The organism is Rhodococcus sp. G6(2025) (assembly GCF_058628105.1).
The window spans coordinates 3,794,787-3,821,698 of record NZ_CP179750.1 but is presented as its reverse complement, the minus strand read 5'-3'; the positions used below and the strand labels follow the sequence as shown (position 1 = coordinate 3,821,698).

The window sequence follows — 26,912 nt, the reverse complement described above, 5'->3', positions numbered from 1 at the left end:
ACAGTTGTTGCGAACGAGTCATGAGGGATCAGGTGTCTCAGCTCCCCACCGGGACTCCCGACGTCCGGGCGGCGGGCTCATACACACCTTGGGCGAGTGGTTCGCGGTAGAGCAGCTCGATCTCGGATGCATACTTCTCGGCGATCGGTTTGCGGCGCAGCTTCATCGTCAAGGTGAGTTCGTCACCGCCCGGCTCCCAGAAGGTGGGGAGGATCAGGAAGCGCTTGATCTGCTCCACGCGAGAGAGGCACGTGTTGGCCATCGCGACGGCGGTCGCGATCATCGCGATCATGTCGCGGTCTCGTGCCAGGGAAGCGGCGTCGACCAGGATGTCCTTCGTCGCAGCGAAATTGGCTGCGGCCTCGGGATCGAGTGAGATCAGGGCCGTGTTGTACGGCCGCGCATCTCCGATGGTGGCCACGCCGCCGATGAGCGAGGAGGTGGCCTTGAGTGCGTTCTCGATGGTGGCGGGGGACATATTCTTCCCCGACGAGTTGATGATCAGTTCCTTCTTCCGATCGATCACGGCGAGGTATCCGTCCGGGTCGATGGACACCACGTCACCGGTGGCCAGCCATCCGTCGGCGTCGACGGCGTCGGCAGTCTTGGCGGGCTCCCCCCGGTAACCCTTCATGACGAGGGGGCCACGAACGAAAAGCTCACCGTCGTTCGCGACCCGCATGTCCATGCCGGGCACGATCTTGCCGACCGTTCCCAGTTTGGCGGGATCGGCCGGGGCCGCGCTGGCGATGCAGGTCAGTTCCGACATCCCCCAGATCTCGGAGATCTGCAGCCCGAGCCCGGAGAAGAACGCCAACGTGTCGGCGGGTATCGGTGCCGCCCCCGACACGGCCCATCTGAGCTTGTCGAATCCGAGTTCGGCGCGCATCGGCGCCAACACCATCGATTCTGCCTTGACGAACTCGTGTTCCAGTTCCTCCGGTACCGGCAGCCCTGCCCGGAGCATCTCGATCCGGCGTGCGCCGACATCGAGCCCCCACTGCAACGCGTGCCGCCGTGCGTCGTCCGGCTCGTTCGCCACCGCCCGTTCGACCGCGATCTTCAGCTTCTCCCAGACACGCGGCACCGCGCCCCAGATGGTCGGCCGGCAGTCGGGAAGTGCGGCAGCGATCTCCCGCACGTCCGCGACGACGGTGACTTGCGTTCCGAACACCATCTGGAAGTACAGCGCCGTCATCCGATCGGCGATGTGTGCCGACGGCATGAAGGAGGTGATGCGGTCTCCGAACTCGATCGGGAGGATCCAGCACACCGCGCCGGCCTCGAACAGCAATGCGGCATGAGTCGACTCCACGCCTTTCGGGTTGCCGGTGGTGCCCGAGGTGTAGATCAGGGTTGCAACATCGTCGGGCCGCACCGATTGCCACGCGGCGTCGAAGTCGAAGTCCGGTGAGCCGAGCGCCTTCATCTGGTTCAAGGTGAGTGTCCCGGCCGGGGCAATTCCTCCCTCGGCGTCGATGACGACGATCTGGTCCAGCTGTGCGCCGGATTCCCTGATCCGCTCCACGTACTGGGCCTCGCACACCACGACCTTGGCTTCGGCGTTGCCGAGAACGTATGCGATGGCAGAGGGGGGAAGCGTGTTGTAGATCGAGAACGACGTCGCCCCGACATGTTGGGCTCCGACATCGATGGGGTAGAACTCCACACGATTGGCCATCATCACGGCGACGGTGTCGCCGCGGCGGACTCCGAGTGCGGCGAATCCGGCTGCCACGTCGCGGACCTGGCTCGAGTACTGCCGCCAGGTCAAGGTCTGTGCATCACCGACCGTTCGCAGCGCGATGGCGTCCGGGTCGATGGCGGCGGTGCGTTGAAAAGCTGCGCACAGGGTGTGGGGCGCTTCCTCGATGGTCATGGTGTTCTCCTCGCGTCGGGACCGGCTGTCGTGGATCCACTCGCATGTGTGGTGATGGGGCGTTCTTCGAGCTCACGGATCAGTTGGTGGCATTCGGCGTCGGCCGCGAGGTAGCCGTCGGCGAGCACGTTCACCAGTCCTCGTCCCAGGGCCCACGGTTGCCATGCCGCTGGAGCGAGGGTGCGTCCCGCGCGGCGGGCGATAGCGTCTGCGATCACCGTCGCCGCATCCTCCGGGCTGATGCGGCGGCGCAGCGGACGCGGAAGGCGCGCATCGAGCCTTCTGCCGATCTCGTCGTCGTCGAGTGTTGCCCGAGCCAGTTGGGTGTCGACCATCCCGAAGTACGCCACACCCGCGGAGGCGCCGTAGCCGGCGAGTTCGAGACGGAGTGCCCGGCCGAGTTGTTCGACGGCGGCCTTGCTGATCATGTAGGACGCGCCACCGAGACCGGGTGCGAAGGCCGCCGCAGACGACACCACCACGATGTGGCCGCGTCGCGCGATCACTTCGTCGATCGCAGGATGGACGGTGTTGAAGACACCGGTGAGATTGATGTCGATGACGCGGTCGAAGCCCGCCGGATCGATCTGGCGGAGGGTGGACGGGGGCGGGGTCACTCCGGCGTTCGCGATCACCACATCGATCCGCCCATACCGCTCGATCACTGCGTGCACGGCTGCATCCATGCCGGGACGGTCGCGGACATCGGCGACCAGGGTGAGGACCCGCCGTCGGCCGAGCGCGAATTCGGCTGCCGTCAGCGACGATTGATTGACGTCGAGCAGCGCGACCGTTGCGCCGCGGGCATGCAGCGCTCGCGCCGATGCCAGTCCGATACCGTCGCCTCCGCCGGTAATCAGGACCACCTTGCCGGCAACGTTGTACTCGGCGCCTCGACCGGGAAGTGGGAGGCCCAGGTCTCTCAGGGTGCGCGCAATTGTCGACCGGGTTCTGAACGTGGCCATCATCAATGCCTTCCGTGGAGCAGTCGGACGAGAACGCGGACCAGAGCGTCGGTCCGTGGTGTGCGCCGGAACGTGGTGAGCGGCAGAATCGACGGGAATCGCTGCCTCGTCATCGCACGGGGAAACGTGAATTCCCGCAACCCGTCAGCACCGTGGACCCGGCCGAATCCGGAATCACCGACACCACCCAGCGGCAGGCTCGGGACGGCGGCGTACATGACGTACGAATTGACCGACACCGCGCCGGTGCGGATTCTCGTCGCGATCTCGTCGCCGCGTCGGCGGGAGAAGATGCTCAGCCCCAATCCGTATCGGCTCGCGTTGGCCCGTTCGACCGCCTCGTCCATATCCCGCACCCTGGTGACGGTCAGTGTCGGCCCGAATGTCTCCTCGGTGACCGCGGCACTGTCCTCCGGCACGTCCACCAGAATGGTCGGCTGCACGAGGTTGCCCTCGATGGCGTCCGGCCCTCCGAGTACGGCGCGGCCGCCCCTTCCGATCGCGTCGTCGATGTGGCGACGGATGACGTCGATCTGCGTGGGCATCGTGATGGGACCGATCTGGGCGTTCCCGCCGGTACCGGCCCGGATCGTGCCTGCGAGGGTGACCACCCGATCGACGAACGCGTCGAATACCTCTTCGTGCACGTACACCCGCTCCACCCCGAGGCAGGTCTGACCGGCGTTGGAGAATCCACCCCACACCGCCGCATCGGCCGCGGCGTCGAGGTCGCCGTCAGCGTCCACGATCAAGGCGTCCTTTCCGCCGCACTCCATCAGGACCGGGGTGAGCGTCGCCGCGCACGCGGTCATCACCTGCTTTCCGGTGGCGGTGGAACCGGTGAACCCGATCTTGTCCACACCCGATCGGCACAGCGCTGCTCCCGTCGAGCCGTCACCCGTGACCACCTGCAGAACCGGGTGTTCCGGCACGACCTCGGACAATGTCTGGGCCAACCACACACCGACTCCCGGGGTGTACTCGCTGGGCTTGTAGACCACGGTGTTCCCGGCTGCGAGCGCGAAGGACAGAGAACCGAGCGGGGTGAAAATGGGGTAGTTCCACGGTCCGATCACCCCCACGACTCCGAGGGGGAGATACTCGATGCCGGCCGCCTGGTTGACGGTGAGGAGGCTGGGGCGGACCGTGCGACGACCCAGTACCCGGGCGGCGTTCTTCGCTGCCCACGCGAGGTGTTCCAAGGCCATCGCAATTTCGAACATCGCGTCCGCTTGCGGCTTGCCCATCTCGAGGTGGGTGAGTTCCGCGAGTTCCGGTGCCCGGCGGGCGATGATGCCCCGCCACGCATCGAGTCGCCGGGCGCGTGCCTCGAATCCCAGTTCCGCCCACCATCCGGCGACCTCACGCGCGCGGCGCACCGCGTCGTCGACGTCGTCGGCCGACCCGCGTGGGTGAGTACCGACCACTTGCCCGTTCGCCGGACTGATCACATCGAACGTGTCGGCCGCAGCCGAGGTGCTGATCATCGGGTGGTGCCCCTCGGTCCGTCGAGCGCCGTGTCGTCGAGCGCCGTGTCGGCGAGCGCGTTCGCCCATCCCCGTGTCACCCGACGAAGGAGTGGCAGGGACAGCGCGAGAATGGGGGCGAAACCGGGCGCGGAGTCCACCGCAAAGGTCCAGGTGAGGCGGGTTCCGTCCGGCGTCGGCTCCAGGGTGATGTCCTCGGCGAACCGGCGGAATCCCGGTCTGCTGGCTGCCTCGGCGGTGAAGGTCATCCGTCTGCCCTCGTCCCAGCGGTAGAAGCGTTCCCTCAGCGCTGCGGCCCCGTGCCCGAGCGTCACGGTCCTGGTGGTGCCGACGCCGAACGGCCGCGACGATGTCCACTCGCTTGCCGTGATCAGCCGCGCCCACGACACCAGTGCGTCGTGTGCGGTCAACACACTCCACACGTGGCCGGTGTCCGTCGAGAGATTCACGACGTGCACGATCCGGAATCGGGCGGTCTGCAGGAACTCGTCGTCGGTCGCGGCGAGTGGGTACCAGCGCGTCACAGGTCGACCACCAGTGACCCACCGGCCGAGCGGGACAGACAGATCAGCATCGAATCCTCCTTCTCGTTGTGCGTCAGGATCCTGTCGCGGTGATCGACCTCGCCGGCCAGAACACGTACGCGACAGGTGCCGCAAAAGCCCTGCTGACATGAGTAGGCGACGCCGGGGACCTCCCGGCGGATCGCGGCCAGCGCGGTCTCGTCCGGCCCGACGGACACGGTCGTCCCTCGGCGGGCGAGGTGTATCTCGAACTCGCGGCCATCGGCCACCGGAAGTGGTGAGAAGCGTTCGGTGTGAAGCGATCCGGTCGGGTCGGTCTCGCGCATCACCCGACGTGCGGTCGTCATCAACGGTGTCGGGCCGCACATGTAGACGGCGGCACCCGGTGAAGCCGTGGCGACGATTCCGGTGATGTCGGGAGGGCCGAGTTCGTCGTCCGGCCGGATCTCGACCTGGCCACGGGAGTACCTGGCGAGTTCGTCGAGGAACGGCATGGTCGCTCGGGAGCGGCCGAGATACACCAGCCGCCATGGCAGTTCACGGTCGTGGCATCTCTTCAGCATCGGCAGGATCGGAGTGATTCCGATTCCGCCCGCGACGAACAGATACGAGTCCGCGGCCACCAGCGGGAAGGCGTTGCGCGGCCCCCGCACGGTGATCGGCGTCCCTGCCCGCAGGGAGTCGTGTACCTCGATCGAGCCACCCAGACCGGTGTCGATCCGGCGGACCGCGATGCGGTAGGACGACAGGTCGTCGGGGTCGCCGCACAGAGAGTACTGCCGTTGCTTTCCCGACGGGAGGATCAGGTCGAGGTGAGCGCCCGGGATCCAGGACGGAAGATCGCGTCCGTCCGGCGACACCACTTTCAGGCTGACCACATCAGCAGCCTCGGTCCGCACCTCCGCAACAATCAGATCCCTATCGAACCCCCAGTTGCGCACAGGCTTCGGCCTCGACAGCCATGGAGCTGCCCGGCTGGCGGCGAACACGTGCCGGTACGCGACCGTCGCCCGCGCGGCCAGCCGGAGAACCCTGGAGGGTTCGAAATGGGGCGTATCGGAGTCCGAACCTGCGGACCTGTCCGACGTCGTCATCGTCATGAGTGACTTTCTCGGTGGGAACGGTTGGCGGCAGGCGACTGTGCGAGGTATCGCATCGCCACATCCATGTCACCGATCTGCGAGGGATGGAAGCCGGGACGGAGGTACGGCGGAATCTCCGTGATCAGGAATTTGATGTTGGGCACGAGCCCCCGCCTGGTTGCCCGGATCAGCTGCAGCGGCCAGAAGCGACCCTTGTCCGTCGACGGGTCGGCGCGGAAGAGGTAGTTCATCGATGTCAGGAACAGCAAGCTGAGCGTGAGGCTGGCGATCAGCGCCGTTCGTACGCGGCGGGCATAGCTGCCGTCGACGTACATGTAGGCGTCGAAGGCGACGTTCCGGTGTTCGACCTCCTCGGCGCCGTGCCACCGGACCATGTCGAGCATCACCGGATGCATGCCCGCCTTCTCCAGCGCGGGGTCCGTCAGGAGCCACTCCCCCACCACGGCGGTGTAGTGCTCCATGGCGGCGAACAAGCCCAGCCGTTCGCACAGCCACGCCCGTTTCGCGCGGCCGGACAGCCCTCGATCTCCCAGAATCCGGTCTACGAGCCAGTCCATCTTCTTCGCCATCGGTTCGATGTCCATGCCCAGTTCCGCGAGGTGTTCACGGGCACCCTTGTGCGAAGCGGCATGAGTCGCCTCCTGGCCGACGAACCCGACCACTTCCTCATGGAGCCGCTCGTCCTCGATCAGCGGCAGTGCCTCCGCCAACGTCGCGGACATCGCGCGCTCACCTTCGGGAAGAACCAGATGCATGAAGTTGATGACGTGCGTGGCCATCGGCTCGTCGGGAACATAGTGCAATGGCACTCCATCCCAGGAGAACTCGACGTCACGAGCGGCGATCGCGTGTGCCTCGTCCGTGTACCGCCGCGCACCGACAGGATCGACCACAGGGTTTCGGCCGATTCGGGGAAACGACATCATCCTGCTGTCCTCACTGTCGACTTTGCCGAGGCTCCGGCCCCGCTGACGATGTAGTGGTCGAGGTCCACCCGGCGGGTCCGCGCGCGGAAGCGGCGGTTGAACCCCGGGTAGAAGGTGAAGTTGCGGCCCTCGCCGCTGAGGTAGTAGCTGTTGCACCCGCCGGTGTTCCATACCGAGGTCTGTAACCTCTCGTCGACCTCGTCGACGAATGCCTGCTGAACATCGGGGCGGACGTCGATACTCGCCGCCCCCTGCGCGTTCATTTCCTGCAGACAACTGAGGATGTACGCAATCTGCGCTTCGATGGTCACAACCTGCGAGGTGTAGACGACCGAATTGGGACCGAGCAACATGAAGAAGTTGGGGAAACCACTGATAGTGGTGCCGAGATAGGCGCGGGCATTGCCGTTCCACGCCTCGGCGAGGGTACGACCGTCTCGACCTCGCACCACATCGAACGCGGGATTGTCGGTCAACCGGAAGCCCGTTCCCAGCACGATCGTGTCGACCTCGTGCAGAACGCCGTCCTCGGTGACGATCCCATTCGATCGCACTTCCCGAATTCCGTCGGTGACCACGTCCACGTTCGGTTGCGCGAGCGCCGGATAGAAGGAGTTGGAAAACGTTGGTCGTTTGCAACCGAACGCATAGGTGGGCGTAAGTTTTGTCCGCAGTTCGGGGTTGTGGATCTGGCGGCGCAGGTGGGCGCGGCCGAGTGCCGCCAGCCCTTTCAGTAGCGCCGGCTTGTACACGAATCCGGGAACCATCGCCTCTTGGACCAGATCGAGACCGGTCCGTGCCAGCCGCTGGGCAACAGGTACCCGCGCGAACAGTTTCCGGGGCCATCCGGTCATCGGTTGGTCGGGGTGCGGAAGTATCCACGTCGGGGTCCGCTGGAACACTGTCATCGAACCGACGATCGGCTGGATTCGGGGGATGATCTGGACCGCAGAGGCACCGGTTCCGATCACCGCGACCCTTTCCCCCGCGAGATCGTGCTCGTGATCCCAGGCCGCCGAGTGAAAGACAGCGCCTCGAAAGCTCGCAAGTCCCGGGAGGTTCGGTACCGCCGGTTCACTGAACGGGCCCATCGCCCCGACCAGGATCCGCGCCTCCCAGGTTCCACGACTGGTGGTCACGTGCCACACCTGCGAGTCGTCGTCCCAGGTCGCGTCCCGCACGTCGTGACCCATCCGCAGATGCGGGACGATGCCGAAGTTCTCAGTGCAGGCGCGGAGATAGTCGTGGATCTCCTGCTGCAGCGGGTAAAGCCTGGTCCAGTTCGGGTTGGGCGCAAAAGAGAATGAATAGAGGATCGAGGGGATGTCGCACTGCGCTCCCGGGTAGGTGTTGACCCGCCACGTCCCGCCGATGTCCTCCGCGCGGTCGAGCACGACGAAGTCGTCGATGCCGGCTTGTTTCAGTCTGATCGCAGTTCCCAGCCCACCGAATCCCGCTCCGACGACGAGTACGTCGACCACTTCGGGTGGGTCATCGACGCTGTCGACCGGAAGTTCCACCGGTGTTGCAGACCTGACCATTCGGGCGCCCTCCTCGTTGATGCCGCGCATGCCGGCAACACTAGAACTGACATCACACGCTGTCAACAGCGATCGATGTCAACATTAGGGAGAGGATCACACCGGCATCCGACCTGCACGCCGCAGTGAGAGGATGAGGACATGACCGAGACCGGCCGCGGCGCACCCCGCCGATGGCGTGGACAGGAGCCGGAAGACCGACGGGCCACGCGCCGGGAACAACTGATCGAAGCAGGCCTGGAAATCATGGGCACGGACGGCAACGATGTTCGGCGCTCTCGCGTTCCTGTACCAGCATTGGCTCACCGGCAACTCGAAAATTTCCAAAAGCCGGGTCATAGACCATGTTTCGCTGGCAATCGAAGCCCAGGCCAACGTCAACAGCACGCCGGATCCAACCAGGTGACACTCGCCATGGACAACCACCGCGATTCCCGCACTTGCGCCGGCCCGATTCGCCGTCACCGCCTGCCTCGTGCCGCGAGGACCGAGAACTCTACGGCGCAACCGGATAGTGGCTGGTGATCGCGACCCGGTTCCAGGCGTTCATCACGGTCGCCAGCCAGCTGATCGCGGACACCTGCACGGCGGTGAGTGAGCCGTCGTCCCAGGTCCGCCGTTCCGGGACAGCGAGCGCGGTGACCTGTTCGGCGAGCCCGAGCGCCGCCCGCTCCTGGTCGCTGAAGTACTGCGACTCCCACCACGCCGCCACGACCGCAAGTCGATCCGCGCTCTCCCCCTTGGCCAGCGCGTCGCGGGTATGCAAGCGAAGACAGAACGCGCAGCCGTTGAGTTGCGAGACCCGAATCTTCACCAACTCCACCAGCAGCGGGCCCACCCCCGCCGCCTCCAGAGCTGCCTTCACCTCCGCGTCCAACTTCGTCAGGCTCTGGTAAACGGACGGGTGCTGCTTACCGAGATTCACGCTGGTCATCATGTTTCCTTCGAATAGTGTGCCGGACTGACGAATGGTCGTGCGTGCGTTCCGGTCACGCGGACCACGCCGACCCCGTGATCCGATCGACCATGCTCACGCTGCGGAAGCCCGGAACGAAGTGCTCGAGCACGTCGGCGTTGACGGTGCCGTAGGTCGTGTCCGGCCGATAGCTGAGCCCGTCGACGAAAGCACGCAGAAACTCGTTCTTGAAGTCACCCCGCGGATGGGCAGCGGTAATCTCCCCCACCTGATCCGGGTCCAGACCGTCCAAACCCAACCCGACCACATCGGTGAGAACACCGAAGTTCGTGGCAGCGACCTCATCCCCCATCCGGCCGGGAATCCCCGGCGTCGTGTGCAACGCGATCGCCGTCCACACCACCTCAGCGGCGGCATCGGAGAAACCGCGATCGAGCAGAAACTTGCGAGCACGATCGGCGCCATCGAGCTCGAACCGCTGCTCCACATCCGAGAAGGGCGTGAGCAGACCCGTGTCGTGGAAGAGGGCAGAGAGGTAGAGCAGCTCAGGGTCCGGCCGCAGGCCGAGCTCGCGAGCCCGCAGCGTGCTGAAGAGGAACACCCGCCGCGAGTGATGGAAAATCAGCGGGTTCGTCGTCTCCCTGATCAGAACCGTGGCCTCAGCCGCCGCCTGCGTCTCGGGAATCTCCACTCCTGCGATGATCTCGGTCATGAGCCCTGCACTTTCAGGTTTCGATGTTGTAGAACAGACGATGTGTCCGTCCCCCAACGGTGCCGCACACCTGGCCTCCGGCGCCGCCTCGGTCCGGCCATGAACCACTCGAATCCGGACAGGCGATGAGCATGCACACCAGCCCCCACCCCCACCGGGTCGCGATCCTGGTCTACGACGGGGTGAAACTGCTCGACGTCGCCGGCCCCGCCGAGGTGTTCGCCGAGGCGAACCTATGCGGCGCCGACTACCAGATCGTGCTGCTGTCACCGACCGGGGCCAATGTGGCATCGTCCATCGGCATCACGATCTCCGTCGACGGCGACGCAGCATCGGAACCGTCCCCCGACACTTTCCTCGTCGCCGGCGGCGACATCTACCCCCGAACCGCCATCGCCCGCGACCTCCTCGACGCCACACACACCCTCGCCACCCGAGCCGCCCGGGTCGGCTCCATCTGCACCGGGGCATTCATCCTCGGGGCGGCAGGCCTCCTGGACGGCAAACGCGCGACCACGCACTGGAAAGTCGCCCACGAACTCGCCGCCCGCCACCCGACGACCCACGTCGAACCCGACTCGATCTACGTTCGCGACGGCACCACCTACACCTCCGCAGGCGTCAGCGCCGGCATCGATCTGGCGCTGGCCCTCGTCGAAGACGACCACGGCCCCGAACTGACACGCGACGTCGCCCGACGCCTCGTGGTCTACCTGCAGCGCGCGGGCGGACAATCGCAATTCTCCGCGCCACTCCAAGGCCCACCGCCGCGCACACCAGCCCTCCGCCGAATCGTGGATCTGGTGACGGCGGACCCCGCCGGGAAGCATTCGCTCGCCGAACTCGCCACACACCTCCACATGAGCGCCCGCCACCTCACCCGACTCTTCCGCACCGAGCTGTCCACCACGCCTGCCCGGTATGTCGAGCTGGTCCGATTCGACCTGGCAAAGGCGCTGCTCGACCAGGGACACAACGCAACCCAGGCAGCATCACTCGCCGGATTTCCCAGCTACGAAAGCCTGCGACGAGTCTTCGTGCGAGAGCTGTCGATGTCACCGACGGCCTACCAACGCCGCTTCGGCACCGCACACCGCGCCGACGCAGGATAACCGTGGCCACCGTGTGGCGTCGGCGACCGATGAATTCCGCCTCGCCACGCAGTCTGTATTGATGAGTGTCCGCTTCCGCACCTGCGGGAGGTGTGAGATGAGGCAACAAGGAGCGTGCATACAGTGGATCAAGACAACGTGAACGCCACTGTGACGGTCACCGTGCCCGCCCCGAGGGTGTTCGCGGTATTGGCCGACCCGACGACCCATTCTGCGATCGACGGCACCGGCTGGGTTCAGCAAGCCGCCGACCGGGCGCCGCTGACCGAGGTGGGGCAGATTTTCCGGATGGACATGTATCACCCCAACCATCCGAACGGTGAGTATCAGGTGGCCAACGAGGTCCACGTGATCGACCCGCCGCGCGCCATCGGCTGGAGGACGGGGCAGGAGAAGGACGGCGGTCGCCTGGAGTTCGGCGGTTGGATCTGGCGCTACGACCTGGTGCCGCGCGGCCCGGCCGAGACCGAGGTCACGCTCACCTACGACTGGTCTGCGGTGCCCCAGTTCATCCGCGAGTACATCCAGTTCCCGCCGTTCGGTCCTGAGCATCTCACCAACTCGCTGCACCACCTGGCCGAGCTTGCCGCCTCGACCTCCCAGGCTTGGACGGCCGAGTAGTCCTACGGTTGGGCGAGCCGCTCGAGGAGCCATGATTCGACGCCGCTGAGCGCAGTCCTGGCCATTGCCGTGGGGTGGCCCGTGAACCCGTGGGGCGCGTCGGGATAGATCCGGAGCTCGACGTCATTGCCGGCGGCGGAGAGCCGGCCTGCCATCGCGAGGTTGTCTTCCAACAACACGTCCTTGCTTCCGACGACCAGCAGCGCCGGGGGAAGGCCGTGGAGGTCGCCGTAGAGAGGAGAGATGTCTGGAGCAGTGCGATCTTCCACATGGCCGGCGTAGGCCTGGATGAAGTATTCGTCGGCGATCCGACGTCCGGCCGGAGTCTGCGCGCTCGAGTCGAAGGTGCCGAATTGGAGTGCGGCGCCGGTGAACCCGTCGACGGCCCCCCGGTCCCGCAGCCGGAGCAGGGTTGCCATCGCGAGTGTCGCTCCCGCCGATCGCCCGCCGATCGCCAGTCGGGATGATCCGAAGCGGGCATCGGCGTGTTCGACGAGCCAGAGCGCCGCCGCTTCACAGTCATCGGGTGCGGCCGGCCACGGGTGCTCGGGTGCCAGCCGGTAGTCGACGCTGACGACGGCGATGCGGAGAGCGTCAGCGAGCTCACGGTTACGCACGTCGTCGCGCGCCGCGGAGTCCATGTAGAAGCCGCCGCCGTGTATGTCGAGGTAGACGCCCCGCGCTCGACCGCCGGTGGGGGTAGAGATCCTCACCGGGACATGCGCTCCCGCGGCTTCGACCATCTCTTCGATCGCCGGTGGATCGGCGGGAGAAGGAGCGGACCGCCTCGCCCGTACTTCCCTCAACTCCTCGGGGGTGCGGGGGCCACGGCCTGCTGCCCGCGAGGTGTAGAAACCCCGAGCTTCCTCGACCTGCTCCGCGGGCACGTCAGCCAGCAAATAGTCCAGCGCGAACCGCACGCGCCCTCCTCACCGTCGGGGTCTCATCACCACACTGTTTACCGCGCAGCGCTCGGCACACACCGAACGCGAATTCAGTGCTTCTGAACGGTTTTCAGCGTTCGCGAGCCGACGGAGATTGTATCGGTACAGATTGTTGCAAGAGTTCGGCACGGGTGCCGGGCATGCCGCTGTCACCCCGATCGGAGGATTTGACTGCCAGAACTTGGTTGATCCCGAGCCGATTCGCCGCAAACGCCAACGCCGCGCCGGCCATGTACATCCGCCACACCCGGGCCCGCCCGGCGCTGCTGTAGGCCACCGCCTCGTCCCAGTTCGCCTCCAGGTTCCCCACCCAGGCCCGCAGGGTCAGCGCGTAGTGCTCGCGCAGCGACTCGACGTCGCGCACCTCGAAACCGGCCCCTTCGAGCGCCTCGATCATCGTCGCGAGCGGTTCGATTTCTCCGTCGGGGAACACGTAGCGATCGATGAAGGACGTTTTGGAGAACGTGGCGGCGGGTTTGCGGGGTCGCCGCGAGATCGCGTGGTTGAGCAGCCGCCCCTGCGGGCGTAGCAACGCGAACAGGTCCGCGGCGTAGGTCGCCAGCATCGCGGCGCCGACGTGCTCGGCCATGCCGATGCTCGAGATCGCGTCGTAGGGGCCGTCTGTGACGTCGCGATAGTCCTGAACTCGGATCTGCACCAACTCCCCCACGCCCGCGGCGACCATCCGTTTGGCGGCGTAGTCCGCCTGCTCCTGGGACAGGGTGACACCGACGACGTGCACTCCGTAGTGACGTGCCGCGTGCAGCGCGAAGGTTCCCCACCCGCAGCCGACGTCGAGGATCCGCATCCCCGCGGTCAGGCCGAGCTTACGGGCCACCAGATCGCATTTGGCATATTGGGCTGCGTCCAGATCGTCGCTCGGCTCCGCCCAGTACGCGCACGAGTAGGTCATCGACTCGCCGAGCACGAGTCGATAGAAGTCGTTGCCGACGTCGTAGTGGTGGCTGATCGCGGCGGCGTCACGCTCCTTGTCGTGCCGGTGCCCGCGCGCCGGTTTCATCTCCTCGGCCGGTGGTTTCGGTGGGAGGCCGATGATCCCCAGACGCAGCGCCGCTGTCGCCAGCGCCTTCTTCGTCTGCCTGTCTATCCGTACGCCGGGGCCCCTCGTCGGGTCCGACACCTGCTCCAACACGTCGAGCCCGGCGAGCAGGTCACCCTCGATGTCGATGTCGCCGGATACGTAGGCCCGCGCGAAACCGAGGTCGTTGGGCGCCCACAGCAACCGCCGCAGACCACGCCGATTGACGATGTGCACCTGCCACGGCGCGTCCGAGGGACCACTGCGACTACCGTCCCAACACCGGATTCCTACCGGGACCTGTTCCCCCACCACCGCGCGAACCAGCGGCGCCACCGTGTCAGCGACCGTCATACACACCTCCGTCGAAGTTTGGGGTCCCACCACCACTGCGGCTGCTCAGTTCACCTCACTCGCCCGTCGACCATATCGATGGAACCCCCGTCGCCGCACACCTTCACACCAACTCCCGCTCGGGACATCCTGTTTCTCGAACCCCGACTCGCCGTCATCGAATGGGCGGCCCGAACGGATCAGACGCCATCGGCTCCGGGCGTTACGATTGCGTCGAAGAGTTCGTCCGAGAGCCAGGGGTGCCCATGTCGGATCTGGATCAGGCGTTCGCCGATGCGCAGGAGAACGTCACGAAGCTCACCTCGCGGCCGGCCAACGATGAGCTGCTGCGGCTGTACGCGCTGTTCAAGCAGGGGTCGAAGGGCGATGTCGAAGGCAAGCGGCCCGGTCGGTTCGACATGGTCAACCGCGCCAAGTACGACGCCTGGGCCAAGGTGGCGGGTACGAGCAGCGCCGATGCCAAGCAGAGCTACATCGACCTGGTGGCCCGTCTCACGCAGGGCTGAGTTCGGGCGTTCCGGTCCGGTGCTGCCCGATCGCGCGTGATCCAGCGGTCGCCCCGGCGCAGACCTGGCACGATGGCGGTGTGACGGATTCCAAGCGCGTCCTCGTCCTCGGCTCGGGATTCGCCGGCTTGTGGGCCGCGCTGGGGGCTGCGCGGCGGCTCGACGAACTCGATGCGGCGGGCACCGTCGATGTCACGGTGATCAGTGCGCAGCCGTTCCACGACATCCGGGTCCGCAACTACGAGGCAGACCTGAGCGCTTGCCGCATTCCACTGAGCGACGTGCTCGACCCGGTCGCCGTCGGGCACATCGCCGCCGAGGTGACGGCGATCGACACCGCGGCGCACAGCGTCACCGTTTCGGGTAACGGGGCACAACCCACGCAGAGGTACGACCGCTTGGTCATGGCGCTGGGCAGTCGGGTGGCGAAGCCCGATATCCCCGGTTTGCGGGAATTCGGCTTCGACGTGGACACCTACGACGGCGCAATGAAGCTACAGCGCCACCTGGCCACGCTGTCCGGCGGCCGAGCGGACGCGGGCGCGGCGACCGCGGTGGTGGTCGGCGCCGGCCTTACGGGCATCGAAACGGCGTCCGAGTTGCCCGGAATGCTGGCGAAGGTATTCGCAGGACGCAACGTCGAACCACGGGTGGTGCTGATCGACCACAACCCCTACGTCGGTTCCGACATGGGGGCATCGGCGCGACCGGTGATCGAAGCGGCTTTGTCCGACAACGGCGTCGAGACGAGGACGGGTGTCGGTGTCGCCGCTGTCGACGAGCACGGCGTGACGCTTTCCTCCGGAGAGGTGCTGGCCGCGGGCACCGTCGTCTGGTGCGCGGGCATGCGGGCGAACCCGCTGACCGCACAACTCGGTGCCGAGCACGACCGGCTCGGTCGCCTGCCGGTCGACGACTATCTGCGGGTGATCGGCTCGCCCGAGGTATTCGCCGCCGGCGACGTCGCCGCGGCAAGGGTGGACGAGGACCACCTGTCGGTGATGTCGTGCCAGCACGGGCGACCGATGGGCCGCTACGCGGGATACAACGTCATCAGCGATCTACTCGGGGAGGCGATGCTCCCGCTCCGGATCCCCTGGTACGCAACGATTCTCGACCTGGGACCGGCGGGAGCGGTGTACACCGAGGGGTGGGATCGACAGGTGGTGTCGCGCGGCGCGCGAGCCAAAGCCACCAAGGTCACCATCAACACCCAACGCATCTATCCCCCGTTGAACCGAGACCGTGACGCGCTGCTGGCCGCCGCCGCGCCGGCGCTGCAGGCGCGACCTGATCCCGGACAATGACTTTCAGATCGGCGGTCGAGGTCGTCGACCACATCGGTGACGATGACACGACCGCCCTGCCGGTCGCCCGCCAGGCCAGGACCTCTCACCAACTCACTACACCCGCCGATCGCTCCTTCGGCCGAGTCCATCTCAACATGTAGCGTACACTATCTATTCGTGCACAACTGATATGTGCCGCCTGCAGCGCCAGCCGCAGCGGACGGCCACCGAAACAGGTCAATAGGCACAGACAGGACCCCTACCACAAGCGAGGGCAAGGCCAATGAGACAGTCCGACAGCCCCTTCTACGACGAGATACGGGCAGGTACATTCGCCGCCTTGCTGAGTAGGCGCACGAACCGCCTGGGCGGGCGTTGTCCCGGGCCCGCCGAACGCGACGCCTGGTCGGGCTGCACGACGAAGGCGATTGCCTCAACATCCCCGACGCCACCGCGCGCACCGCCGAGTCGAGAGCAGTGGAACCGTCCGCAGAACCTGAGGTTGTGGAGACTATCGATATACATAATCGCCCTGCACCGGGCCCCGCGCCCGCCGCGACAGCCCGCGATTCCTCGGTGCCAGCCGCCGCGGCGGTCGCAACCGCATGCGCCGCAGATGACGTCGTCGACCCCGGCGATCCGCCTTGGGAATAGCCTGCACTCATGGCCGCACGCAAGACCACCCAGCGACGCTCCAGTCCCAGACGAGCCGGCGCCAAGCCCCTGATACCCACCCCGGGGCACGGGGAGCAGATCTGGATCCTCGACGTCCCGTATCGGGCATCCGCGCCCGGTGCCAAGTACTACAAAGCGCTCAAAGCATATGCCTACATCGGCGCTCAATTGCCTGACGAACTCACCGTCTACGCGTCGAAACCGTACTCGTACGCTCGCTGGGTCGAAGAGGACTTCAACGGCGTGCGGCAACCGGGCGCTACTGGTTTCCACAAGATACCGCGGCCCGAACAGGTGGACGCCGCGAAGGCGATCGCGACGGCCTTTCACCACGGCAAGCGCGGATTCCTGTTGGCCGACGAGCCCGGTGTAGGCAAGACCGGCAGCGCAATCCTCGGCGCGAAAGCTGCGCTGAAATTAGGGGGCGGCGACACCGTACTCATCACCGTGGACCGGCCGGCCCAGATCACCATCGCCGCGTGGCGCGACGCCCTCGCTGCGTTCGGCGACGGAGGCTATCGGTGGCTGATCATCTCCCCGGACCAGCTCAAGAAGTTACTCGGACGCAACGGCCAACCGAAGTACTCCTTCTCCCTCATCATCAATGACGAGGCACAGCAATTCAGGCACCTCACGGCCCAGCGCACCCAGTACCAGCGGCGCATCAACCGTCTCTCCGCGACGCCTGAGAAGGCGCCGTTCGTCATCACCGTGACGGCGACGCCGGGTCATCACCCAGGCGAATACACCTACTTGTCTTCGCTTTTCGCGCAACTGCACGATGACCCGCCGGGCGAGTGGGCCGACCTCGGTAAGAAACTGGTCGAGCATGGCCTACCCCTGGCTCCCGGGTGGGACAAGGGCAAATGGGACTGGAACGACCAAGCAAAAGGTTCTCAGCGGCTGCAGCATCAGGCCGTCACCCGCGTCCGGAAATGGATGACCGACTGCGACCCGCCCGTCATGATGCATCGCGACGCGCCCTGGGGGCCGCCACCTATCGACGGCCTGCCACTCGACTTCACCGCCACACAATGGGCTGCGTACCACCAGGACTGGAGTGAGTTCCGCAGCGCGATGAGGATCGCCCGCCAGGGGAACGACACCGCCCGCGGCCGTGCCGCTCTGATGCGGTTCCGGCAGAAGGCAGGCATGCTGAGAGCCCCGCAGACCGCCGAGCTGGTAGCCGCACACGTCGAACGCGGCTACCAGGTACTCGTCGCCGTCGAATTGGTCACCACGGCCGCCGACCCGGTAGCCAACCTCTTGGAGGAGCACGGCATTGGCGTCTCCCGCATCTTCGGCGGGGGCGATCTCGAGACGGAGCGCATTCGATTTCAGCGAGGCCACAACCCGGTCGTGGTGTTCAACACCGCATCTGCGATCAATCTGCAGGCGTCCGAGTTGATGGTCGACGGTTCCCGCGCCTCATCGGCACGTCGCATCGGGTTCTTCCACCAGCCTCGCTACTCCGGAATTGCCGCACGCCAAACGATGGGTCGTGCGCATCGCGACGGGCAGGTTTGCTCGTGGTCACTCCTGTTCGCCGCCGGAACGGTGGAGGAGCAGGCGGCTCGGATCATGATCAATCGGCTCATGGTGACATCAGCCAGTGTCGATGGCGATCTCGGGGGGTTCGGAAACCTCGCCCGGCTGTTCGACGCAGACTGGCTTCCCGAAAGCATCTTCGAGTAGGAATGATGCCTGGACCAGGGACTTCTGCAATCGAGAGTGAGCGGATGTACATTCCCCCACTCAGCCAGGTGTGTCCGCGTGGACACACGACAGCACTGGGAGCCACACCCATCGGCGGACCGCCGGATCGGATTCAAAGGCCCAGCTCAACCGGGGGAACAGGCGAGGACGTCTCATGCAGCGCTGGCGCGATCACTGCCGATGTATCCGGCAGCAGCTACGCCCACCCTGCGATCCCCCCTCGTCGCCACCGAAACAGACGATGGATGCACCACTACCGGGCAGGCACCGTTCGTGACCGACACCCGGGCACAGAAACCTGTCACCTTCCTCGTGGATGCCACCGACGGTCGAGGCGTCCACGCGAACCGAATCTCACACACCCTCGACCGCCACACCCGAGAATGCGGATGGACCCTTGCCCACAGCAGACCAGATCATTGCACCGGTCGCCCTCCTCCGCTCACAACTCACCCACACCAACTGGACAGGGCCCTCCCCAAGCCAACTTCGCACAACAGCCGACGCAACACGACGCCGCGATCCGGCACCGCAACGCCACTCCAGCGTCCGCGGAGCAGGGGCGAGCCGCGCTCGCACAGATTCGGATCCGGTCCGTAAACCATCGTCATGGACGCAACCCTCAGTCGGCAAGCGCACCCGATCCAGGCGGCTCGAACACTGGCTCGGGGGCCCACCTTCAGCACGCGCCACCGTTCAGGTCCCCTGCGCGGCCGCATCCACCGATGCAGGGTGTGCGTGATTTACCGGGTTCGCCGGTTTGCGCACGAAGGCGCATGCGGCGATCAGCACGAATGAGAGGATCCCGGCGACAAGAAAGACCATTCGCACCCCCTCGGCGATGGCGTCCGGTGAATCGTGAGGGTGACCGGATCGTGAGGCAACGACCGTCATTACAGTGACGAACAGTGCCGTACCGGCGGCGCCGGCCACCTGCTGGAACGTGCCCACCACTGCGGAGCCGTGCGCGTACAGGTGAGCGGCCACCGATCCCAATCCCGACGTCATCAGCGGTGTGAAGGTCGCCGCCAGGCCGAGGCACAGTGCCATGTTCGACAACAGCAGCCACCACAATGAGGTGGACGTGTTCAACGTCGTCAGCATCCACACTCCGATGCTGACGAGGATCGAGCCGGGGATGACCAGCACGAGAGGACCGCGCCGGTCGTAGACGCGGCCCACGATCGGACCCGCCAGACCCATCAGAAGGCCGCCGGGCAGTGTGATGAGACCGGTTTCGAACGGATCGAGGTGAATCACCGACTGCGCGAAGTAGGGAACGATGATGAAGGTGCCCATCATCGTTGCCATGCCGACCAGCATCGCGACGACCGAGATGCTGAACTGGCGGTATCCGAACACACGCAGGTCCAGCAGGGCCCGGTCCTCGCGTTGCAGCCGGAACTGTCGGGCGAGGAACCCGGACATCGCGGCCGCACCGATGAGGAACGGCACCCACACGGGGATCGTCGGGGATTCCTGGGCCGATTCGCCGATGCTCACCAGGCCGTACACCAGGCCACCGAATCCGAGTACCGCCAGGGGGATCGACAGAATGTCGATGCGGGCCTTCGTCGTCTCGGACACCGAAACAACGAATCGGGCGCCGAGGACCAATGTGACCAACGCGATGGGGGCAACGAATCCGAAGATCCAACGCCACCCGAAGTGGTCGAGGATGAAACCGGACAGGGTGGGGCCGAGAGCAGGCGCAACCGCGATGACAATGGAGATGTTGCCCATCATCGCACCACGACGGGCGGGCGGCACCAGCGTCATGATCGTCGTCATCAGCAGCGGCAGCATGAGGGCTGTCCCGGATGCTTGCACGATGCGGGCGAACAGCAGCACACCGAAGCCGGGTGCGGCGAACGCAATCAGCGTTCCCGCCGTGAACAGCGACATGGCGAGCACGAACAAGGTGCGCGTAGGGATGCGCTGGATGAGATAGCCGGTGAGCGGGATGATCACCGCCATCGTGAGCATGAATGCGGTCGTCAGCCACTGCCCGACGCTGGGATGTACGCCCAATTCGACCTGAAGGACCGGGATGGCGATGCTCATCACCGTCTCGTTGAGGATCACCACGAAGCTGGCTACCAACAGGACACCGATCACCTGGAGGTGTCGGCGTTCGATTCGGTCGTCGGCTCTTGCCTCGTCGTTCACGAGGCCAGTAGGTTCGGTCACGGTGGACCTTTCGGGTGGTGGGAACTGGGGACATCCCGGCGAACGACGGAACAGAAGCAGGGCAGCCACCGAATCTACCGACCCCCAGTTCCGCCGCCAAATGTTTTTTCCGTGCTCACTTCGGGCGACGCGGCGCGCCGGCCGCACAGCTCGGCGGACGGTGAGATTGGTGGGCCCGCTCGCTGGTCTTCGCTGCATAATTGAACGGCGCCAGCATCTCCTTTCCATGCGCACCAAGATCATTCGCGCTTCCTCGCCTCGGAGCTCCTACTACTCACGGCCTCGGGGCGGCGTCTGAATAGCCACGGGCCACACTCAGCGCGACGACAACGGCGCTCGCGACGTCCGACCCTCCCTACACCTGTGGGTGCGGCACCGGTCGATCCCGCCCGACGACTGCTCCGGGATGGGGCCACCGCACCGGCGTCCGTTGCCGAACTCTCAGGTCTCCACGGCGGACACGTCGACGTCGGCACCACCGGAGGCCAGTACGAGTCGCCGCTCCCCAAACTAATCGGTGACCTGAGGCGGGCCTACGGCGAGGTGACCGTCCGGATCAGGGAGTACCGGTCCGAGACCGACGTAGCCACGGCAGTGCGCGACGGAACCGTCGAGCTGGGGTTCGGCTTCCTCGAACCGGCCGACTCCGGAGAGCCCGCCGACCGCCGCGACCTCGACACCCACAACCTGGGCACCGATGAACTGTGCGTTGCCCTTCCCCGTGAGATCGCCGAGGGTCTCCCCGACCCCCTGCCATTCGACCAGATTCACGACCTACCGGTGATCGCGGTGACCGGCGGCGCGCTAGGGCGGGTCGCGGTGGAGTCCGCGTTACGCCGCGCATCACGGCGGACAACGCTCGGTGTCGTCACAGCGCATCGCCAAGCGAGCGTACCGCTGGTCGCCGCCGGTGCCGGAATGGCGTGGGTGCCCAGGGCAGTCGTCGACAATGCCGGCGAGTCGGGTGTCGTTGCCCGCGCCATGGACCCGCCGTTGATCCTCCCTGTAGGGGTCATGTATCGGCCAGGGGTGCTCTCCCCCGCTGCCCGCGCGCTCCTCGCGGCGGCACTATGGCGGCGTAACCAGCAGGATCGGGCCCGGCAACACCGCTGCGGGAGAGTCCAGCGTCCCCCGGCGCGGGCGTTGATCCGCTGGATCCTCTTCGTGATCCCTGCCGGTCAGTGGGCGACTAATGTTTCCGCCGCAGGGTGTTGGGCCTGCTTACGCGCGCCCAATATCGTGCGCCGATGTAGTTCAATGGCAGAACATCAGCTTCCCAAGCTGAATACGCGGGTTCGATTCCCGTCCTCGCCTCTCTGGGGTGTTCACCCATTAGGGCCTGTTGGGTTCACCTATTAGGCCCGGGATCGGATTCGGACCCTTATTTCTGCGCATTCGACGCTGTGACGCCCGTTTCGGGCGGTTCTCCGGCCGGTCTGCGACCCGTTCGACGCTGTGGGAGCCCGCAAACCTGGCGAACCCGTACTCGACAATCGGTCATTTTTCGTCGGGTGGTCGAGGTCGGCTACCGGGATCCGTGGATTCCGGTGGCGGGGCGGGGTAGTTATCTGCCCGGTCCTGTGGCGGCCAGAGATGTTGCGTGGCGCGTGGCGGAGTGGGTGCGGCGACGCCGTCGGGGTCGGCGTTCGGGTTCCGATTCGCCGAGGAACCGACCCCAGGAATCGAGAACCTCGCGCCGGGTCGCCCAGTCGTGGAGATTGAGGATGTTCAGGGCGGCGAGGGTGAAGCCGGCGAGCAGGGTGTAGCGGCGGATCCCGAAGCCCCGGAAGTAGCCGCGGTGCACACCAAGGCGGTTGCGTTTGAGGTCGGCGAACAGGCTCTCGATCCCGACCCTGCGGTGATAGGACGCCTCCCAGGCCAGGGTGCCGTGCTGGAACGGCATCCGCAGGTCCGGGTAATCGGCGTCGGGCAGGGTGATCGTGCGCCCGCACCCGCACGGTGTTCCCGATGTGCAGGAGGTGGTCGGGACGCTGTGCGGTGCGCGCATCGAGACGGGATTGTTCGGGCAGCGAACCCGGGCCGGAGGAACGGCCGGCCCGCGGTAACGCCGGGATCCGTCGGGTTGGCGGGCGCCGTGTGGGACGAAGGCGTAGGCCTGGCGGGCCTGGTGCCGGCGGTCGAGCCGCCCGCGCACGCCGGCGTCCATCTTGGTGTCGATCGGCTCGATGTCGTGCAGGCCCGCAGGAAGACTCGTCGGGTAGAGGGTGCCGTCGATCCAGAGGGTGTCGCTACCGTCGGGTCCGGGGTGTGTGCCGCGCTGTTTGGGGTGCAGGTCGTAGATGGTGGTGTAGCCGAGCTGCCAGACCGGCAACGCGAACGTGTCGTTGGTGACGTAGTTGTAGGCGCGGTCGGCGAGGAGCTGGCGCGGCTTGCCGATGGTGTCACCGAGCGCGTGAACGGCGGGCAGGCCACCGATGCCCTTGTGCGACCCGGCCGGTGAGAGGTTCATCGCCCGGGCCACGTGTACCACCGGGCCACGGCCGGGCACGGATGGCACATCGGTGATCACGTGCAGGTCATAACCGCAGAAGAAGATCGTTTCCTCGAACTCACTGCTGCGCCAGCCCATCCGCGCGTCCATGTCGGCCGTGTAGATGTAGCGGCCATCCGGCCCGGTCGGGGCGTCCGGGAGGTGGTGCCCGCTCCTGCGGGCATGCGGATGGTTCGGATCCGGCGGCGCGAGCGGATGATCCGGCGGCGGCGGCGAGTCGGGGTCGGCGTCGACGAGCGGTTTGCGGTGGCGCACCCGCCCCCACGTCGAGAGGTCGGTCGAATCCAGAGCCACGGCCCCGGTCGACGGGTGACCCCACAGGGAGGCATCGAGCAGGGCCTGCACGAAGCGATGCTCGTCCCACTCGGGATACCGAGATGATCGGCACGCGTTCATCAGTCGCCGTAACGCATCGTTGATGGCCTTATAACTGATGGGCACACCGTCCGGCAGCTCGAGTGCCGCGCGTTGCCGATCGGTCCATCCCCGCACCACCGTCGCGACTTTTGTCTGGTGCATCGGTAGGCCGAGCATCGGTGTGAGCAGGTAGGCGGCGAGGAATGCATCGGCGGTGAAATTGCGTTGAACGCCGCGATGGTGGTCGAACACCTCGTGGACGAACTCGCGTGCCTCACAATGTTCGATCACCGCGACCACCCGCTTGAACTGCCACCCCTCGGTGCGATGCACGTCGGTGCTGACCTCGTGCAATCGACGAACCCTGCCCTTCGCGTTCACCAGGGCACCCCCTCGGCGATCGCATCCAACTCGGCGATGCTCCACCGCGCACGCGTGCCCAGGGAGTCGAGAGCGAGAAGGTTGTTCAGCTTGCAGGTCCCGGTCAGCCCGGACAGCCTCATGAAGATCGGTAGCGAAACGGCCTGCACCATCGCGACCTCCCACGTCAACCGCAGCCGGGACGACGTCACCGGCTTCACTCCACGCGGGGCCTCGCACTGCGCGAGCAGATCGCTCACGAACTCGACCCGCGGCACCGGATCCCGGAACAAGTGCCCACGGCTCGCTCGCTCCGCGGACGCCAGCACCGCCTCGCGGTACGCCGGGCGCACCGGTACGTCCCGCCGCTTCGCGCCACGAACCTCGATGATGACGTGCTCGCCGCGGACCTGCACATCCGGGACGCCGACGTTGAGCATCTCGGTGCCGCGCAACCCGGCCCCGACACCGAGAGCCACCGCAGCAGCGAGCCCCCGCCTGCGGACCGCACTCGCTTGCCGCGGCGCCCACCACAGCAACTGCGCCACTTGAGCCGCCGTATACGGCGCGACCGTCCGCGGATACCGCAACGCTTCCCGCTGCGGTTCCCAGGGCGCCCGCCTGGTGATCCGCCGCGACAACGTCGTCAGCGTGGCACGTCGTGTGGACCGTGAGGCGGCCGCCAATCCTGGTGCCGTCATCGCGTACCGGTTCACCGTCGCGGGATGGAAGACCTGCTCGACGTCGAGCGGCAGTCCCTGTTCTCGCGCCCACGCCACGATCGACGCCACCTCCGAGATCCGGGTCGCGGTGACCTTCGCGATCTGGCTCGGTGTGAACCCGCACCGGACGACGTCACGCACGAACGGTGCGATCGCCTCCCATTCCTGCGCCGGCATCCGTGGGGTGTACAGCTCGATGATCTGCTCCGATGTCCGCGGCGCCATCACTGCTGCCCTCCCGCCAACCGCCGCCACCCGGGCGAACCGACCTCCGGGACAGGAAGATACGGAACAAGATCCGAGAACGCCTTCCCGCTCACGATCCCGGCGGCCGCGAAGATCTCCGCCACCCCGCAATCGGACAACACACCGGTCAGCCAGGTCGACCGCAACCGCGCGACCGTCAACCGGGGCAACCCGGCCGGGTACTCGAAGGAGGCGAGCAGCGCCGCCGCCTGATCGCGGCCGGCCCGGTGCGAGGCCACCAACGGCCCCGTCCCAGCTCCCGCGGCGACCTTCTCCAGCCGATCCACCCACCCGGCCCGCACCGGAACCACCCGCCGAGCCGAAACCGGCCCGAGTGCCACCGCGACCACGCCGCCGACCTCGACCACATCGGCCCGGGTGACCGCGAACAACTCGCCCGAGCGGGCCCCTGCGCCCACCGTCAACGCCAGGACCGCGGTCATCGCCTGCACCCGGAACGGCCCGTTCTGCGCCATCGCGGCCGCCCAATACGCCTCGACCTGCTCGTGCGTGTACGGCGCGGACAAGCCCTGCCGGGCTCCTTGTTCGCCGGGTGCCGGCCACGGCGCCCGGCGCGTCACCGCCCGCGCCACCCTGCGCAGCCGCGAGATCTCCGTCAACCGCGAGGTCGGCGCCAGCTCCCGCATCCCGGTCACCCGATACCGTTCGAGCACCTCCGGGGTCAGCACCGTCTCCCGGTCGAGGTCGTACCCCACATCGATTGCCCACACCGCGAACCGCGACAGCGCCTTCAACGCGTTCGCCGCCTGACTGTGCAACCTGGGCCCGGACAATTCGACGGTCTCGCGCACCCACGGCGCCACCACCGACCACGCGGCGGGATCGACCGATCGTGGTTCAAAACACCGGATACGCGCCGCGATGCCATCGGCGTCATCAGTTCGCCGCTTGTAGGCCGTCATCAGTGATCACCGTTCCCCATCCAACAGGTGACTTCCAATAAGCCCGTCGCCGATCAAAGCGCAAGGGAGTATCGTCATGAGTGTCTACTCCTCATGAATCACATGGGGTCAGCTGCACCACAGCTGACGAATTCGAAAGACACCGAGCGTCATTCGGTGTCTTTCGGTGCGTTCAAAGGTAGTTGAGCGGATCACCTCCAGTCGGAGCACGCAGATATGAAGTTTTTACTCCCCTATCCAGCGTGTGAGGCAGATCCGATACCTTCACGCTAACCCAGCGGCGGCACCCAGAAAAGCCCTGACCAGCGGCGACATGCGCACCTCGAAGTAACATCCCCACCCGGAACCCGAGTAGCGTGAACAGCACACGGGGGCTGACCGAGGAGAGGCGAAATGGTCGACACAGGCACCGGACCCGACACGGCAGCGCGCACCCTCATCACCGAATTGCGGTCACGCCTGGGCGCGAAACTCGTTGCATACCTGGCCGAAGCGCCCGACACCGCCACCGTCCACGGATGGGTGGACGGCACCACCCCACCGCCCGACCACGCCATCCTCAACCGACTCCACGTCGCCCTCGACGCCGCACGACGAATCGGCGCGCGCGACACCCCCGCCGTCATCCAAACCTGGTTCCAAGGACGAAACCCCGCACTCGACAACCAACCACCCGCACAGCTACTCCGCGAAGCGAACCTCGACACCGTGCGCGACACCATGCTCGCTGCCGCAACCGAATTCGCCACGCACGGCTCCTGACCGCACATCATGCAACCAGAATGGAGCGGCCGCAATCCAGCAACCAGCTCTCTCGGTAGTTGCTCTTTGAGACGCATCGGCAGATCGTAGCTATCTTGAAAGTCGAGATAGGTGGTCAGCAGCACATAAGCGGTGCGCGAAGACTACTCACCATGAGTATTGTCCTTCGTGTCATTTCAGGAAGCAGTGGTTGCCGCCCTGAACCCCACATGGGTCGGAGACAATCGTGTTCGGCCGCTTGATCCCATAGTGCGCTGAAGGCCCGAACGTCGCACGACCACTGTCGATTCCGTCAGGAGGTGCGCTGTTCCGATCGAGGGTTCATAAACGACCGTTTTAGGAACACGCTTTCAATATCAAACGGCGACTGCACCGCTAGCTGGCACGTGCGACCGTGTGCAGTCGGCTTTTGGTGATGGCGTTCAGGAGTGGACTACACGGCCAGCACAAGTACCCACGAAACCTTCCATGGCTCGATGGAGGCGGGTCCGATGTCCGGCTGACCCGTGCCTCCCCGTCACGCCGAGCGTA

General features: G+C 66.1%; 23 protein-coding genes. 6 read left to right on the top strand and 17 right to left on the bottom strand.

Annotated features, from left to right (window positions below; genetic code table 11):
- Positions 1–37: 37 nt before the first annotated feature.
- The 10 genes from fadD11 to ACLIVD_RS17595 form a co-directional block, all read right to left on the bottom strand.
- Positions 38–1,879, bottom strand: coding sequence for a fatty acid--CoA ligase FadD11 (gene fadD11, locus ACLIVD_RS17640; protein WP_491932796.1), 1,842 nt, complete (start codon positions 1,877–1,879; stop codon positions 38–40).
- Positions 1,876–2,847 (bottom strand): SDR family oxidoreductase, encoded by a 972-nt coding sequence (locus ACLIVD_RS17635; protein ID WP_491932795.1) that lies wholly within the window; start codon positions 2,845–2,847, stop codon positions 1,876–1,878. The genes fadD11 and ACLIVD_RS17635 overlap by 4 nt, the downstream gene beginning before the upstream one ends.
- Positions 2,847–4,331 (bottom strand): aldehyde dehydrogenase family protein, encoded by a 1,485-nt coding sequence (locus ACLIVD_RS17630; protein WP_491932794.1) that lies wholly within the window; start codon positions 4,329–4,331, stop codon positions 2,847–2,849. Before ACLIVD_RS17630 ends, ACLIVD_RS17635 begins: the two co-directional genes overlap by 1 nt.
- Positions 4,328–4,855, bottom strand: a complete 528-nt coding sequence (locus ACLIVD_RS17625) for an SRPBCC family protein (protein WP_491932793.1) — start codon at positions 4,853–4,855, stop codon at positions 4,328–4,330. Before ACLIVD_RS17625 ends, ACLIVD_RS17630 begins: the two co-directional genes overlap by 4 nt.
- Entirely contained in the window at positions 4,852–5,955 is a 1,104-nt protein-coding gene (locus tag ACLIVD_RS17620; RefSeq protein WP_491932792.1) for a PDR/VanB family oxidoreductase, read from the bottom strand. Before ACLIVD_RS17620 ends, ACLIVD_RS17625 begins: the two co-directional genes overlap by 4 nt.
- The gene (locus ACLIVD_RS17615) at positions 5,952–6,884 is read right to left on the bottom strand and encodes a metal-dependent hydrolase (protein ID WP_491932791.1); all 933 of its coding nucleotides are present in this window, start codon (positions 6,882–6,884) and stop codon (positions 5,952–5,954) included. Before ACLIVD_RS17615 ends, ACLIVD_RS17620 begins: the two co-directional genes overlap by 4 nt.
- Positions 6,881–8,425: a flavin-containing monooxygenase gene (locus tag ACLIVD_RS17610; protein ID WP_317567516.1), complete on the bottom strand. Its 1,545-nt coding sequence runs from the start codon at positions 8,423–8,425 to the stop codon at positions 6,881–6,883. The genes ACLIVD_RS17615 and ACLIVD_RS17610 overlap by 4 nt, the downstream gene beginning before the upstream one ends.
- A 96-nt stretch (positions 8,426–8,521) precedes the next feature.
- The gene (locus ACLIVD_RS17605; RefSeq protein WP_491932790.1) at positions 8,522–8,890 is read right to left on the bottom strand and encodes a hypothetical protein; all 369 of its coding nucleotides are present in this window, start codon (positions 8,888–8,890) and stop codon (positions 8,522–8,524) included.
- 31 nt (positions 8,891–8,921) lie between these two features.
- The gene (locus tag ACLIVD_RS17600; RefSeq protein ID WP_491932788.1) at positions 8,922–9,359 is read right to left on the bottom strand and encodes a carboxymuconolactone decarboxylase family protein; all 438 of its coding nucleotides are present in this window, start codon (positions 9,357–9,359) and stop codon (positions 8,922–8,924) included.
- Positions 9,360–9,414: 55 nt separating this feature from the next.
- Positions 9,415–10,053: an HD domain-containing protein gene (locus ACLIVD_RS17595; RefSeq protein ID WP_491932787.1), complete on the bottom strand. Its 639-nt coding sequence runs from the start codon at positions 10,051–10,053 to the stop codon at positions 9,415–9,417.
- 125 nt (positions 10,054–10,178) lie between these two features.
- Here ACLIVD_RS17595 and ACLIVD_RS17590 point away from each other — a divergent pair, with 125 nt between their 5' ends.
- Together ACLIVD_RS17590 and ACLIVD_RS17585 are read left to right on the top strand one after the other, a co-directional pair.
- Positions 10,179–11,165: a GlxA family transcriptional regulator gene (locus tag ACLIVD_RS17590; RefSeq protein WP_491932786.1), complete on the top strand. Its 987-nt coding sequence runs from the start codon at positions 10,179–10,181 to the stop codon at positions 11,163–11,165.
- Positions 11,166–11,288: 123 nt separating this feature from the next.
- Entirely contained in the window at positions 11,289–11,786 is a 498-nt protein-coding gene (locus ACLIVD_RS17585) for an SRPBCC family protein (protein WP_283332315.1), read from the top strand.
- 2 nt (positions 11,787–11,788) lie between these two features.
- Here the strand turns inward: ACLIVD_RS17585 and ACLIVD_RS17580 are convergent, their stop codons facing one another.
- Both ACLIVD_RS17580 and ACLIVD_RS17575 read right to left on the bottom strand, forming a co-directional pair.
- A complete protein-coding gene (locus ACLIVD_RS17580; RefSeq protein WP_283332314.1) occupies positions 11,789–12,706 on the bottom strand; it encodes an alpha/beta hydrolase in 918 nt (305 codons plus the stop codon).
- Positions 12,707–12,800: 94 nt separating this feature from the next.
- Positions 12,801–14,123, bottom strand: a complete 1,323-nt coding sequence (locus ACLIVD_RS17575) for an SAM-dependent methyltransferase (protein WP_283332313.1) — start codon at positions 14,121–14,123, stop codon at positions 12,801–12,803.
- 245 nt (positions 14,124–14,368) lie between these two features.
- On the opposite strand from ACLIVD_RS17575, the gene ACLIVD_RS17570 reads away from it, so the two are divergent.
- From ACLIVD_RS17570 to ACLIVD_RS17560, 3 genes are all read left to right on the top strand, one after another.
- Positions 14,369–14,629, top strand: coding sequence for an acyl-CoA-binding protein (locus ACLIVD_RS17570; protein WP_283332312.1), 261 nt, complete (start codon positions 14,369–14,371; stop codon positions 14,627–14,629).
- Between the two features lie 80 nt (positions 14,630–14,709).
- Entirely contained in the window at positions 14,710–15,936 is a 1,227-nt protein-coding gene (locus ACLIVD_RS17565) for an NAD(P)/FAD-dependent oxidoreductase (RefSeq protein WP_283332311.1), read from the top strand.
- A gap of 951 nt (positions 15,937–16,887) precedes the next feature.
- Entirely contained in the window at positions 16,888–18,288 is a 1,401-nt protein-coding gene (locus ACLIVD_RS17560; RefSeq protein ID WP_491932785.1) for a DEAD/DEAH box helicase, read from the top strand.
- 717 nt (positions 18,289–19,005) lie between these two features.
- Here ACLIVD_RS17560 and ACLIVD_RS17555 read toward each other — a convergent pair.
- The 5 genes from ACLIVD_RS17555 to ACLIVD_RS17535 all read right to left on the bottom strand — a co-directional run bounded on the left by ACLIVD_RS17555 (position 19,006) and on the right by ACLIVD_RS17535 (position 25,619).
- Positions 19,006–20,499 carry an MDR family MFS transporter gene (locus ACLIVD_RS17555; RefSeq protein WP_283331605.1) on the bottom strand — a complete coding sequence of 498 codons (1,494 nt, stop codon included), beginning with the start codon at positions 20,497–20,499 and terminating at the stop codon, positions 19,006–19,008.
- A gap of 510 nt (positions 20,500–21,009) precedes the next feature.
- Positions 21,010–21,270: a hypothetical protein gene (locus ACLIVD_RS17550; RefSeq protein WP_283331606.1), complete on the bottom strand. Its 261-nt coding sequence runs from the start codon at positions 21,268–21,270 to the stop codon at positions 21,010–21,012.
- Positions 21,271–22,063: 793 nt separating this feature from the next.
- Positions 22,064–23,722, bottom strand: a complete 1,659-nt coding sequence (locus ACLIVD_RS17545) for a transposase (protein WP_491932784.1) — start codon at positions 23,720–23,722, stop codon at positions 22,064–22,066.
- Positions 23,723–23,745: 23 nt separating this feature from the next.
- Entirely contained in the window at positions 23,746–24,675 is a 930-nt protein-coding gene (locus ACLIVD_RS17540) for a hypothetical protein (protein WP_491932783.1), read from the bottom strand.
- Positions 24,675–25,619, bottom strand: a complete 945-nt coding sequence (locus tag ACLIVD_RS17535; RefSeq protein ID WP_491932782.1) for a hypothetical protein — start codon at positions 25,617–25,619, stop codon at positions 24,675–24,677. The genes ACLIVD_RS17540 and ACLIVD_RS17535 overlap by 1 nt, the downstream gene beginning before the upstream one ends.
- Before the next feature lie 393 nt (positions 25,620–26,012).
- Between ACLIVD_RS17535 and ACLIVD_RS17530 the strand changes: the two genes are divergently transcribed.
- Positions 26,013–26,381, top strand: coding sequence for a hypothetical protein (locus tag ACLIVD_RS17530; protein ID WP_491932781.1), 369 nt, complete (start codon positions 26,013–26,015; stop codon positions 26,379–26,381).
- Positions 26,382–26,912 lie beyond the last annotated feature (531 nt).